This window comes from Streptomyces sp. NPDC048338, assembly GCF_043201055.1.
In the GTDB taxonomy this organism is placed as follows: Bacteria; Actinomycetota; Actinomycetes; order Streptomycetales; family Streptomycetaceae; genus Streptomyces.
The window spans coordinates 58,865-71,591 of record NZ_JBICYQ010000016.1; the positions used below are offsets into that span (position 1 = coordinate 58,865).

The window sequence follows — 12,727 nt, forward strand, 5'->3', positions numbered from 1 at the left end:
GGCCGCCCCCGCGGTGACCGGGGACGTCAGGGGCGGTGGCCGCGGAGCTGGTCGAGTTCGCGGCGGTCGCGCTTGGTCGGGCGGCCGGTGCCCCGGTCGCGGACCGCGGCGACGGCCACGTGCTCGCGCGGCGGCGGGGGCGGGCTGTTGTCGACGTACGCCTCGACGGCCACGGGAGGTCCGACCCGCTTGGTGTGCAGTTCCTTGACCTCGACGATCCGCTCGCGGCCGCCGTGGAAGAGCCTGACCTCGTCGCCCGGTTTCACGGGCTGGGCGGGCTTGGCACGGTCGCCGTTCACCTTGACGTGGCCCGCCCGGCAGGCCGCGGCGGCCTGGGAGCGGGTCTTGGTGAGGCGTACGGCCCAGATCCAGCTGTCGACGCGCGCGCTCATCGGCCCCGCTCCCGTCAGCCCTGCTGGAACAGCTCGGCGGGCAGGGGCTTGAGCAGCGCGTACAGGTCGTCCGTGATCGGGCGGTCCCAACTGGCGATCGTGACGAGGACGTTGTCGCTGCGGTCGAACTGCACGCAGGAGATCCGGCTCTCGGAGAGCTTGAGGCGGCGCACGATCAGCAGGTTGTCCCCCTGCATGACCGGCATGTCCTCGGTGTCGACGACCTCGACCGGCTCGTCGTTCTCCAGGGCGGCGAGGAGCTGGGCGACCTCGAACGGGATCTGGCCGTCGGCGAGCTCGCGCGCCGGGGAGCCCTCCGGGAGGTTGCCGATGATCATCGCGGGGCCCCGGCCGCCGAACAGGTCGTAGCGCAGGAACACGCCCTGGCAGGTCCCGTCGGGGGCGGGCAGCAGACCTGCGCCGAGGTTCCCGGGCCAGTCGCCCGGGTCCATGGCCAGGACGTCGAAGTCCGGGCCCGCGGGAGTGGCGGGGCTGCGGCGGCGGAGGAAGGACATACGGCCATGGTACGTGCCCCGACGCCGTGTGCAGCGCGCCGGGGCGGGTCCGGTGGCGGCTCGTCGGTCAGGCGTGCGGGGCACTCTCGCGGGACTCCCGGCCGGTGTGCCGCAGGGCCTCCGTGAGGCCCGCCCGATCGGTGCCGAGCTTGCGGTAGACGGCGGACAGCAGCAGCGTGACGGTGGCCTGGTCGGTGCCGAGGGCGACCGCCGCGTCCTCGCCACGGACGGTGAGGTCGGCGGCGGCGCGCTCACGCGCGGTGAGGGCGTCGGTGCCCGCCGGGCGGAGGGTGCGCGGCCGGAGTCCGGCGGCGGCCAGCTCGGCCCTCGCCTCCTCGCCGAGGCCGTCGGCGCCGCAGGTCTGGGCCGCCTCAAGACCGCGGTAGAGGTACTCGGCGGCCTCCCTCGTCCGGCCGCCCCGGCGCAGGGCCGCACCCAGCGCGACCAGGGAGCGGGCCAGCTCGTACGCGGCGGGTGAGCGCTCCAGCCAGTCGACGGACTCCTCCAGCAGCTTGACCCGCTCGCTGCCGCCCATCACCTCGGCGGTGACGCGGAGCGCCTGGCCGATCGCGGAGGGCGCACCGTACTGGCGGGCCCGGTCGACGGCGTCCAGGGCGGTGTCGCGGGCCCGGTCGGGGGTGTCCCGGACCTCGGCGAGGGCGAGGTGGAGCTGCCAGGGGCACCATGCCGGGTTGCGCATCCCGCGCGGGTCGAGGCGGCGTCCGACCGACGCCAGCTCGGCGGCGGCCTCGTCGGTGCGGCCCAGGGCGAGGAGGAGTTCGGCGTGGACGGTCTGGGAGTCGGGGAAGGTGACGGCGGCGGGGAAGGGCTCGCCGAAGTCGTGCGTACGCGAGACCTGCTCGGCCTCCCGGACCCGGCCGCGGGCCAGCAGCACCTCGATCATGACCCCGACGGCGTACCAGTGGGCGGGGGTGCGCGGTCCGACGCGTTCGGCCAGGCGCAGTCCCGCCCGGACGAAGTCCTCGGCCTCGACGAGCCGGCCGCGTCGGTAGCGGATGTACCCGAGCAGGGTGTAGGCGAACGCGAGGTGCGCGCCGCGCCAGCCCTGGCGCTCGAACTCGGCGGTGCCCGCCGCGAAGAGCTCCTCGGCCCGGCCGGGGCGGTCGGCGTAGAGGTACGTCAGCGCGACCAGGACCGGGACCTCGAAGCCGCGGCTCTCGTCGGCCCAGCTCAGACCGCCTTCCAGGGCCCGTTCGGCGTGGCCGACGGCGACGGCCGAGGGCTCGGCGCGCAGGGTGGCGTCCCAGGCGCGCAGGCCGATGACGTACCGCTCGGTGAGGTCGCGGCCGGTGAGCCGGTCGGCGAGCCGGGCCAGCCGGCGGGAGCGGGCCGGGGAGTCGGGTTCGTCGGCGCGGAAGGCGTCCCACATGAACTTCTCGGACTGCATGCGCAGCCGGCTGCGGGCGTCGGTGGTGAGCCGGGACTCCCGGGCGAGGAGCTCGGAGGCCTCGACGAGGCGGTCGCTGTGGGCGAGGACCTGGGAGAGGCGGTAGACGATGCCGTGGCGCAGCGCCGGGTCGGAGACGGGCTCCTCCAGGGCGGCGCGCAGGTGGTTGACGGTGGTGGCGGGCTCGGTGAGCAGTGAGGCGCTGCCGAGCTCGAAGAGGACCGCGGCCCGGTCGTCGTGGGAGGGGGGTTCGCGCAGCGCGCGGGCGAGGTACCGGCGGGCCGCGTCGGGAGCTCCGGCGCGGAGGGTCTCGCGGGCGGCGGCGCGCAGCTCCTTGACCACCCAGGGGTCGCCCTCGGGGTGGGTCTCCAGGAGGTGTCGGGCGGCGGCGGTGGGCCCGAGGCCGGCGTCGACCACGCACCAGGCGGCCTGCCCGTGCAGGGCGACACGGGTGGCGGCGGGGATCGCCTTGTACACGGAGGTGGCGATCAGCGGGTGGACGAACTCGAGGGTCTCGGTGCCGGCGAGGATACGGGCCTCGCGGAGGTGTTCCGCGCAGTCGGCGACGGCTTCGTCGCCGAGGCCGGCGACGGCGCCCGCGAGCTGCGGGGAGATCTCGGTGCCGAGGACGGCGCAGGCCCAGGCGAGCCGGACGGTGGAGGTGCCGAGGCGTTCGAGCCGGGCGATGAGACCGCTGCCCTTGACCGCGGCGGCGAGGTCGCGCAGCTCGTGGGCGCCGTCGGCGGTGGGGGCGAGTCCCAGACCGCGGATCTTGGCGGCGAGCTCGACGGCCTCGAAGGGGTTGCCGGAAGTGACGGTCCAGTACTCGCGGCAGAAGGCGTCGTCGGCGTGGTCGCCGACGAGGTCGCGGACCAGGTCGGCGATGGCGCCGGAGGTCAGGGGTTCGAGTCCGAGGGGCCGTTGTCCGGAGCGCCTGCCGGTGAACTCCTCTCCGGTGTCCGGGAGTTCGTCGGGCCGGTAGGCGACGACGAGGAGCATGGGGAGCTCCTCGGAGCGCGGTGCGAAGGCGGAGAGCCAGCCGAGGGACTCCGGGTCGGCCCAGTGGGCGTCGTCGACGACCACGACGAGCGGGGCGCGCCGGACGGCGAGGTGGGTGAGGACCCAGTCCAGGCCGTCGCGCAGGCCCTGCGGGTCGGGCGGGGCGCCGGCGACCGCGGTGCACAGGCCGAGGGCGGGTCCCACGATGTCGTACCAACTGCCCAGCTGGCGACGGAGTTCGGTGTCGGAGGCGACGGCGAGCTGGGGCTGCAGGAGCTGGCGGGCGACATGGAAGGCGACCTGCTGCTCCTGGTCCCCGCCGCGCGCGGACAGCACGGTGCAGCCTTTGGCGGCGGCGCGCCGGCGGATCTCGGCGAGCAGGGTCGTCTTGCCGAGCCCGGCGGGGGCCGCGTAGGCGAGTACGCCGCCGCGCGGGGTACGGGGCGCCGGGGCGGTCTCGCCCCGTACCTGCGGACGGTCTTCCGGCGGGAGGCTGCGCCCGGGCGGGGCGGGGAGGACCGGCTCGGCCTCGGCGCGGTCCGGCTCCGGCCCGCCGACGACGTGCAGGGCCGGGCCGCTCGGCCGGCGGCCGGCCGGATGGCCCGGGGACTGCCTGCGGACCGCCGCCTCGCGGGACGGCGGGGTCCGTTCATCGGGCGTCCGTTCATCGGGGACCCGCTCGGGTCCGCGCGGCCAGGGCACCTCGGCCGCACCCAGACCGGTGAGTTGGTTCAACGCCTCCTCGGCCGCGGCGAGTTCCGCCTCGCGCTCGAAGAGACCGATTCTGCCGCGGCCGGTCCTGCCGCTGTGTCGCTCCACGTTCCACCCCCACACCGGGGGCACGCGCCCGGCGCGCGGACGAGTGCGGCCGGGCCGACAGGCCCCGCGAAAAGCCCAGCGTACGCCCGGAGGCACTCCTTGTGACCGTCAATCGGCAGACCCGGCGGAACGTGTCGACAGAGCCCGCAGCACGGCCAACGCCCCTTCCGCGCGCTCGTGTTCGACGAAGAGGCGATCGTGGTGGTATCCGGCCACGACGTTGCAGCTCAGACCGGCTTCGGCGAGTGCGCGGGAGACGGCGGCGGTCAGTCCGACGGCGTCGAGGGCGGAGTGGACCCGCAGGGTGATCCAGCCGGCCACGTAGTCGTAGGCGAGGGCGGCCCGGTCGGCGTCCTCCTGGCGCAGGACCAGAGTGAGCCCCTCGGGCTCGGTGACGGTGACGAGCGGGGTGATCCCCGGCGGGACGGGTCCGGGGACGGTGGTGAAGACGTAGCGTCCCGGATCGAGTTCCGGGCTCATCCCGGCCAGCAGCCGGCTCAGGTCACGTTCTGCGCTCATGATCGTCAGCCTAGGGACGGCCGCGTCGTCCGCGGTGGTCGGCCCGCCGACGCGTACGGGGGAAGGGGTCGGACGCCCCTTCCCCCGTACGCCCACCGCGCCGTCCGCCTGCCCGGGGCAGGCCGGCCGGGTCAGGTCAGGTCGAACTCGCCCTCGCGGGCGTTGACGACGAACGCCCGCCACTCGGCCGGAGTGAAGATCAGCGACGGGGCTTCGGGCCGCCCGCCGTTGCGCATCGCGATGAAGCCCTCGACGAAGGCGATCTGGACGTCTCCCGCGCCCCGGCTGCCCGACTGCCAGTCGGCCCGGCTGAGGTCGAGATCCGGCTTGTCCCAGCTCGCGAAGGCCTGCTGGGTGGTGGTGCTCTCCGACACGTCCGTGCTCCTCCCGCATCACGCCTGGTCGTCGTCCGGGGCCCAGCCTAGCGAGGGGCACGGGGTGCCGACAGACCTCATGCGGTGGGCGGCCGGTCGCCGACCAGCCACATCGAGAAGAACTGCGCGCCCCCTCCGTACGCGTGCCCGAGCGCCCTGCGCGCGCCGTCCACCTGGTGCTCGCCCGCCCGCCCCCGCACCTGGAGCGCGGCCTCGGCGAACCGGATCATCCCGGACGCACCGATCGGGTTGGTGGAGAGCACCCCGCCCGAGGGGTTCACCGGCAGGTCCCCGTCGAGTTCGGTCACGCCGGCCTCGGTCAGCTTCCAGCCCTCGCCCTCGTCCGCGAAGCCGAGGTTCTCCAGCCACATCGGTTCGTACCAGGAGAAGGGCACGTACATCTCGACGGCGTCGATCTGGCGCCTCGGGTCGGTGACGCCGGCCTGGCGGTAGACGTCCGCGGCGCAGTCCTTGCCGGCCTGCGGCGAGACGAAGTCCTTGCCGGCGAAGAGGGTGGGCTCGCTGCGCATCGCGCCGCCGTGCACCCAGGCCGCCGGCGCCGGCGCGCGCTCCGCACCCGCCCGGTCGGTGAGGACCATGGCGCAGGCGCCGTCGGACGACGGGCAGGTCTCGGAGTAGCGGATCGGGTCCCAGAGCATCGGCGAGGCCTGGACCTTCTCCAGGGTGAGGTCGTGCTCGTGGAGGTGCGCGTACGGGTTCTTCAGGGCGTTGCGGCGGTCCTTGTACGCGACGAGGGAGCCGACCGAGTCGGGCGCGCCGGTGCGCCGCATGTAGGCCCGCACGTGCGGGGCGAAGAAGCCGCCCGCGCCGGCGAGCAGCGGCTGCTGGAACGGGACCGGCAGGGACAGCCCCCACATGGCGTTGGATTCGGACTGTTTCTCGAAGGCGAGGGTGAGGACGGTGCGGTGGACGCGCGCGGCGACCAGGTTGGCGGCGACCAGCGCCGTCGACCCGCCGACCGAGCCCGCCGTGTGGACGCGGAGCATCGGCTTGCCGACGGCGCCGAGGGCGTCGGCGAGGTAGAGCTCCGGCATCATCACGCCCTCGAAGAAGTCGGGGGCCTTGCCGATGACGACGGCGTCGATGTCCGCCCAGGTCAGCTCGGCGTCGGCGAGGGCGCGCAGGGCGGCCTCGCGGACGAGGCCGGCGATCGAGACGTCCTGGCGGGCGGCGACGTGCTTGGTCTGGCCGATCCCGACGACGGCCACGGGTTCCTTAGACACCTTGCCTCCTTGTTGTTGCCCGGATCGGGCGCCGGGGCGCTTCCCCCGCCTCCGGCCGGACGGCGGGCAGGCCGCCCGTCCGGGGCCGTACGGCGCGGAGGTGCCGGATCGGTGTGCGGCCGCGGCCCGCGGCCGGGCGTGCGTGGCTCACGAGGCGGGGTCCCCTTCCAGGACGGCGACCAGGTTCTGCTGCAGGCAGGGTCCGGAGGTGGCGTGGGCCAGCGCGCGGTCGGAGGCCCCGCGGTGGATGCGGGCGGCGGCCTCGCCGATCCGGATGAGCCCGGCGGCCATGATCGGGTTGGCGGCGAGCGCTCCGCCGGACGGGTTGACCCTCACCGTCTCGTCGAGCTCGAGGACCTTGCGCAGCACGACCTCCTGGGAGGTGTACGGAGCGTGCAGTTCGGCGGTGTCCACGGGCCGTTCGAAGACGCCGGCGCGCTCGGCGGCGAGTCGGGTGGAGGGCGAGTCGGTGAGGTCGCGCACGCCGAGGGAGTGGGCTTCGATGCGGTGGTCCATGCCCCGGATCCAGGCGGGTCGGGCGCACAGTTCGCGGGCGCGGTCCCCGGCGGCCAGCACGACGGCGGCGGCGCCGTCCCCGATGGGCGGGCAGTCGCCGGTGCGGAGCGGGCGGACGAGGTAGTCGCCCTGCGGCCGCGCGCCGGGCACCTGGGCGTGCGGGTTCGCGGCGGCGTCCCGGCGGCTGCGGGCGGCGATGCCCGCGAGGGCGGGCTCGTCGGTGTCGCCCGCGTCGATGAGCGCCTGCGCCTGGAGCGCGGCGAGGGCGACGGCGTCGGGCCAGAGCGGGGCCAGGTAGTACGGGTCGAGCTGCCGGGTGAGGACGTCGCGTACGGAGCCGGGCGAGGACTTGCCGTAGGAGTAGACGAGGGCGGTGTCGGCCTCGCCGGTCAGCAGCTTCACCCAGGCCTCGTACAGCGCCCAGGCGCCGTCGGTCTCGACGTGGGACTCGGAGATGGGCGGCCAGGCGCCGACGCCGTCGAGGGCCATGGTGAAGGAGAAGGCACGGCCGGCGAGGTAGTCGGAGGAGCCGGAGCAGGTGAAGCCGATGTCGGAGGTCTTCAGGCCGGTGCGGCGCAGCACGTCGTGCAGCACGGGCATGACCATCTCGACCTCGGAGAGCTCGTCCGTGCGGCGGAGGTGGTCGGTCTGGGCGAAGGCGACGATCGCCACCTCTCGGTCCGGCGTCACAGCAGCTCCTTGTACGTGTCGTAGTCGGCGTCGGGCTCGCCGCAGGGGCGGTAGTGGTCCGGGTAACGCCCTCCCTCGCTCCACACGGGTTCGACGCGCAGGCCCATCCGGACCTGGTCGTAGGGGATGCCGCCGATCCGGCCGTGGAGGGCGAGGCCGGCGCCGTCGAGGGCGATGTGGGCGTAGACGTAGGGGACCTCGATGTCGAGGTTCTTCGCCTTGATGTTGACGATGCAGTAGGTGGTGACGGTGCCGCGGGGGCCGACCTCGACGCGGTCGGTGGTGGCGACGCCGCAGGTGGGGCAGGCGCCGCGGGGCGGGACGTACACCTTGGCGCAGGAGGGGCAGCGCTCGCCGACGGTCCGCTGTCCGGCGAGGGCGTGGAGGTAGGCGGTCTGGGCCCGGCCGGGGCTGTAGGTGTAGTCGAGTCGGGCGGGCGCGACGATGCCGGTGACGGGGTCGGCGAAGTCACCGTCGTGTGCGCGGGGCGGCCGGTCCGCGGGCGCGCCTTCGTGCGGTTCGAAGCAGGCGATGTCGGTGATGGCGCCGGTCCGTTCGGCGGCCCAGCGGATCCGGACGCGCATGCCGGTGCGGACCTCTTCGGGTCCGGGGGCGTCGAGGGCGTGCAGCAGGGCGGTGTCGGCGCCGTCGAGCCGGACGAGGACCCAGGCGAAGGGGGTCGACAGGGGCTGGCCGGTGCGGGGTTCGGGGTTCCAGGCCCACGTGGTGACGGTTCCGGTGGCGTCGACCTCGACGAGGTCGTGCAGTTCGTCGGCCGTCTCGGGGTCGTACTCGACGGGCGGCACGAGCACGCGCCCGTTCCCGGTCCGCACCCCGAGGACGGTCCGCTCGCGCAGTCCGGTCAGGAAGGCGGACTGGACGGGCCCGAGGGACCGGGTGAACGGGAACTCGACGACGAGCGGGGCGCGCAGTGTCTCGGGGGCGGCTGTCATGGGGCGGGCTCCTTCTTCGGGTGTCGGCGTGCGGTCGGGGCGGCGCCTGCGGCCGGCCCGTCACTCGCGGCGGTAGACCGGCGGGCGCTTCTCCGCGAAGGCGCGGGCGCCCTCCTTGGCGTCGGCCGTGTCGAAGACGGGCCAGCCGCGCTTCAGTTCGGCCGCGAGACCGTCGGTCTCGGTCATCTCGGCGGTCTCGTACACGGACGCCTTGACGGCCTCGACGGCGAGCGGTCCGCACGCGTTGATCTGCTCGGCGATCGCGAGGGCCGCGTCCAGGGTGGTGCCGTCGGGCACGACCCGCCCGACGAGGCCGATCGCGGCGGCCTCCGCGGCGCTGTAGGGGCGGCCGGTGAGCAGCATCTCGAGGGCGTGGGTGCGGGCGATCTGGCGGGGCAGCCGGACCGTGGAGCCGCCGATCGGGAACAGCCCCCGCTTGACCTCGAAGAGCCCGAACGTGGCGGAGGTGCCGGCGACACGGATGTCGGTGCCCTGGAGGATCTCGGTGCCGCCGGCGACGCAGTAGCCCTCGACGGCCGCGATGACCGGCTTGCGGGGGCGGTGATGGCGCAGCATCGCCTTCCAGTGCAGGTCGGGATCGGCCTTCATCCGGTCCCGGTACTGCTCGCCCTCCATTCCCTTGCCCGCCAGCGCCTTGAGGTCCATTCCGGCGCAGAAGGAGCCTCCCGCGCCGGTCAGGACGACGGAGCGGATCGTGTCGTCGGCATCGGCCTCCAGCCAGCCGTCGTACAGCCCCACCAGCATGGGAAGTGAGAGCGCGTTCTTGGCCTCCGGCCGGTCGAGTGTGAGCACGAGCGTGGCGCCTTCGCGCCGCACGGTCAGGTGTTCGGTGCCACCCATGGACGTCCTCCCGTCTCCAGACTGGAACAGGTTGCAGGAGGCGCGGTCGCAGTTCAATAGTTTTCTGACACCCAGTCAGATTCTTCTGCGCGAACCCTTCCCACCTCCGTCCCGCGGCGCTCTAATGACCGCCTGGCCCGTACGGGGCCCGGGCGATCACGAGGTCAGGAGGAACGGTGGAGTACAACCTTGCCGACCTGTTCGAGTCGGTCGTCGACGTGGTCCCCGACCGCGAGGCGCTCGTGTACGTCGACCACCCCGGAACGGGAGCGGAACGCCGGCTCAGCTACGCGGAGCTGGACGCCGCCGCCAACCGCGTGGCCCACCACCTCCTCGACTCCGGGATCCGGCCCGGCGAGCACCTGGGGCTGCACCTCTACAACGGGATCGAGTACCTGCAGACCGTCCTGGCCTGTCTCAAGGCCCGGATCGTGCCGGTCAACGTGAACTACCGCTACGTGGAGGAGGAGCTCGTCTACCTCTACCGGGACGCCGACCTCGCGGCACTCGTCTTCGACGCCGAGTTCACCGAGCGGGTCGCGGCCGCGCTGCCGCAGACGGAGAAGCTGCGGCACCTCGTGCGGGTGGGGACCCCGCCCGAGGGAGCGCCGGCCCTCGACTGCACGGCCTTCCCGGACGCCGAGGCGGCGGGCTCGGCGGAACGGGGCTTCGCCGAGCGCAGCGCGGACGACCTCTTCATCATCTACACCGGCGGCACGACGGGGATGCCCAAGGGTGTGATGTGGCGTCAGGAGGACCTGTTCTTCGCGGGGCTGTTCGGCGGCGACCCTGCGGGCGAGCCGGTCAAACGGCCCGAGGAGCTGTCCGAGCGGGTCGCGGCGGGCGGCTCGGGCATCACCTTCTTCCCGACTCCCCCGCTGATGCACGGCACGTCCACGCTGACCTCGTTCATCGCCTTCAACTACGGGCAGCGGGTGGTCGTCCACCGCAAGTACGTGCCCGAGGAGGTGCTGCGCACCATCGAGAAGGAGAAGGTGTCCAGCGTGTCCCTGGTGGGCGACGCGATGCTGCGGCCCCTGGTGGACGCGCTCCACGGCCCGCTGCGGGGAACGGACCTCTCGTCGCTGTTCAGCGTCTCCTCCTCCGGCGCGATCATGTCGGAGACGGTCCGCGCCCAGTTCCAGGCACTTGTCCCGAACGTGCTCCTGCTGAACAACTTCGGCTCCTCGGAGTCCGGTTCCAACGGCAAGGCGACGGACGACTCCGGGCCCGAGAAGGGCTTCCGGCTGGAGGTGAACGAGCGGACGCGGGTGGTCGACCCGGTCACGTACGAGCCGGTACGGGTGGGCGAGCCGGGGCGGCTGGCGCAGCGCGGCCACGTCCCGCTCGGCTACTACAACGACTCCGCGAAGACCGCCGAGACCTTCTTCCGGAAGGACGGCGAACGCTGGGTGCTGCTCGGCGACATGGCGACGGTCGACGAGCAGGGCATCGTCACCGTGCTCGGCCGCGGCTCGCAGTGCATCAACACCGGGGGCGAGAAGGTCTATCCGGAGGAGGTCGAGCAGGCGCTCAAGTCCCATCCGGACGTGTACGACGCGCTGGTCGCCGGGGTCCCGGACACGAAGTGGGGCAACCACGTCGCCGCCGTGGTCCAACTGCGGGCGGGCGCGGCGGCCTTGGATCTGGCGTCGGTGCAGGACCACTGCCGTACCCGGCTCGCCGGGTACAAGGTGCCGCGCCAGCTGGTGCTCACCGACCGCATCCAGCGCTCGCCCAGCGGCAAGGCGGACTACCGCTGGGCACGGTCGGTGGCGGCGGAGGACGCCGGCGCGTAGGACCTGATCCGGACGTCGGCGCGCGGGAGCGGATCCCGCACGCCGGGTCCACCCGCTCAGGCGCTCGGCACCGCCGCGGCCGGGCGGTCCGGGGAGGCGGCGGAGCCGATCCCGAAGTCGCGCAGGGCCGCGAGGAAGGTCTCCGGACGCGACGCGTGGATCAGGTGGCCGGTCTCGACGGTGACGAGGCGGCAGTCGGGAATCAGGTCCGCCAGCGACGACAGCTGCTCCTGCGGGAGATGGCTGTCCGGGCCCCCGCCGATCAGCAGCGTGGGCGCGGCGATCGCCGCACAGCCCGCACGCCAGGCGGGGTCCGGTGCGTCGAGCTGGGCGTCGGTCGCGTGCACCACACCCCAGTCGAGTCCGAGCGGACCCTCGGGGCGGGGCACCCGGCCGCGCGGCGGGTCGAGCGGGACGAAGGCCGGGGCCTCCTCCAGGACGAGCCGGCCGACCAGTCCGGGCTCGGCGGCGGCCATGAGGAGGGCCGCGGCTCCGCCCATCGAGTGGCCGACGACGTCCGCGCCGGTCAGGCCCAGGACCGTCAGGAAACCGCGCAGCTCGTCGCGGAACACGTCGAAGCCGTACCGGCCGGGCCAGTCGCTGAGCCCGTGTCCGCGAAGGTCGACGGCGTACACGCGGCGGTCCTCGGACAGCGCCTCGGCGATCTCGGACCAGTCGGCGCCGGATGCGCCGCGGCCGTGGACCAGGACGACCGGAGGCGCGTCCTCCGGACCCCGCACCCGGTACGCGAGACGGACCCCGTCGACGGTGACGGTCCGCACGTCGGGGTCGAGGAAGGCGGCGATCGGACGGGCGAAGGCGCCGGCGTCGTCCACCCACGGGAAGTGCCCGGCGCCGGGCTGCACCACGAGCTCGGCGTGCGGGAAGAGGGCCGCAAGTTCGGCCGCGCGCGCCGGCGTCGGGCCGCCGTCCCACTCCCCCGCCAGGATCAGGACGGGCGCCGTCACGGCGGCCAGGGCCGCCCGGGTCGCCGCGGGGTCGAAGGCGCCGGGGGCGAAGTAGACCTCCGCGGCCGCCCAGTGCGCCTCCCGTCCGGCCGCGTGCGCCCGCGCGGCCTCGTCCCACCGTCCGTAGGAGAACGGCGAGACGATCTCCATCACCTCGGGCAGCGGGGTGTCGGGGCCGAGCGCGTCCAAGGCCGCGCGCGCCGACGCGTACCAGGGCTGGTCGGCGTGCACCTCCACGGCCTCGTCCCACTCGTCGTCGCCGATCTCGATGCCCACGGCGCGCACGCCGGGAGTGACCAGCACGAGCGCGCTCACCCGCTCGGGGTGCGCGGCCGCGTACAGGGTGGCGAGGTTGCCGGAGGCGGAGTGGCCGAGGAGGTCCATGCGCTCCAGCCCGAGGTGGGCGCGCAGGGCCTCGACGTCGGCCACCTGGCGGTCGCAGCGGTAGGTGGCGGGGTCGGCCGGCTCGGCACTGTGGCCGGTGCCGCGGAGGTCGAGCACGATCAGCCGGCGGTACGCGCCCAACCCGCCGAGGTCGCCGAGGTAGTCGGCGTCGCGCATGGGGCCGCCGGGGAGGACGACGAGCGGTTCCCCCTCTCCCTTCTCGCGGTAGGAGAGTCGGGTTCCGTCGTACGTGGTGAACTGCGGCATGGGCCCGATCCTCGGCGCC

At 74.2% G+C, this 12,727-nt stretch carries 11 protein-coding genes; 1 reads left to right on the plus strand and 10 read right to left on the minus strand.

The window, feature by feature from the left end; all coding sequences use genetic code 11:
- Positions 1-26: 26 nt before the first annotated feature.
- The 9 genes from ACGFZF_RS32055 to ACGFZF_RS32095 form a co-directional block, all read right to left on the minus strand.
- On the minus strand, positions 27-392 hold the full coding sequence (locus tag ACGFZF_RS32055; RefSeq protein WP_147975909.1) for an RNA-binding S4 domain-containing protein: 366 nt from the start codon (positions 390-392) through the stop codon (positions 27-29).
- 14 nt (positions 393-406) lie between these two features.
- Positions 407-907, minus strand: coding sequence for a hypothetical protein (locus tag ACGFZF_RS32060; protein WP_393559895.1), 501 nt, complete (start codon positions 905-907; stop codon positions 407-409).
- A 67-nt stretch (positions 908-974) separates the two neighbouring features.
- On the minus strand, positions 975-4,133 hold the full coding sequence (locus ACGFZF_RS32065; RefSeq protein ID WP_393559897.1) for an ATP-binding protein: 3,159 nt from the start codon (positions 4,131-4,133) through the stop codon (positions 975-977).
- Positions 4,134-4,241: 108 nt separating this feature from the next.
- Positions 4,242-4,652, minus strand: coding sequence for an ACT domain-containing protein (locus tag ACGFZF_RS32070; protein ID WP_393559899.1), 411 nt, complete (start codon positions 4,650-4,652; stop codon positions 4,242-4,244).
- Between the two features lie 131 nt (positions 4,653-4,783).
- On the minus strand, positions 4,784-5,026 hold the full coding sequence (locus tag ACGFZF_RS32075; protein ID WP_393559901.1) for a DUF397 domain-containing protein: 243 nt from the start codon (positions 5,024-5,026) through the stop codon (positions 4,784-4,786).
- A 77-nt stretch (positions 5,027-5,103) separates the two neighbouring features.
- A complete protein-coding gene (locus tag ACGFZF_RS32080) occupies positions 5,104-6,270 on the minus strand; it encodes a thiolase domain-containing protein (protein ID WP_393559903.1) in 1,167 nt (388 codons plus the stop codon).
- Between the two features lie 147 nt (positions 6,271-6,417).
- Positions 6,418-7,476, minus strand: a complete 1,059-nt coding sequence (locus ACGFZF_RS32085) for a thiolase domain-containing protein (protein ID WP_393559905.1) — start codon at positions 7,474-7,476, stop codon at positions 6,418-6,420.
- Positions 7,473-8,429: a Zn-ribbon domain-containing OB-fold protein gene (locus ACGFZF_RS32090; protein ID WP_393559906.1), complete on the minus strand. Its 957-nt coding sequence runs from the start codon at positions 8,427-8,429 to the stop codon at positions 7,473-7,475. Before ACGFZF_RS32090 ends, ACGFZF_RS32085 begins: the two co-directional genes overlap by 4 nt.
- A 60-nt stretch (positions 8,430-8,489) precedes the next feature.
- Positions 8,490-9,290 carry a crotonase/enoyl-CoA hydratase family protein gene (locus tag ACGFZF_RS32095; RefSeq protein WP_393559908.1) on the minus strand — a complete coding sequence of 267 codons (801 nt, stop codon included), beginning with the start codon at positions 9,288-9,290 and terminating at the stop codon, positions 8,490-8,492.
- Positions 9,291-9,466: 176 nt separating this feature from the next.
- Here ACGFZF_RS32095 and ACGFZF_RS32100 point away from each other — a divergent pair, with 176 nt between their 5' ends.
- Complete coding sequence (locus ACGFZF_RS32100; protein WP_393559910.1) at positions 9,467-11,089, plus strand: acyl-CoA synthetase; 1,623 nt, start codon at positions 9,467-9,469, stop codon at positions 11,087-11,089.
- Positions 11,090-11,145: 56 nt separating this feature from the next.
- Here the strand turns inward: ACGFZF_RS32100 and ACGFZF_RS32105 are convergent, their stop codons facing one another.
- Positions 11,146-12,708: an alpha/beta fold hydrolase gene (locus ACGFZF_RS32105; RefSeq protein WP_393559912.1), complete on the minus strand. Its 1,563-nt coding sequence runs from the start codon at positions 12,706-12,708 to the stop codon at positions 11,146-11,148.
- Positions 12,709-12,727 lie beyond the last annotated feature (19 nt).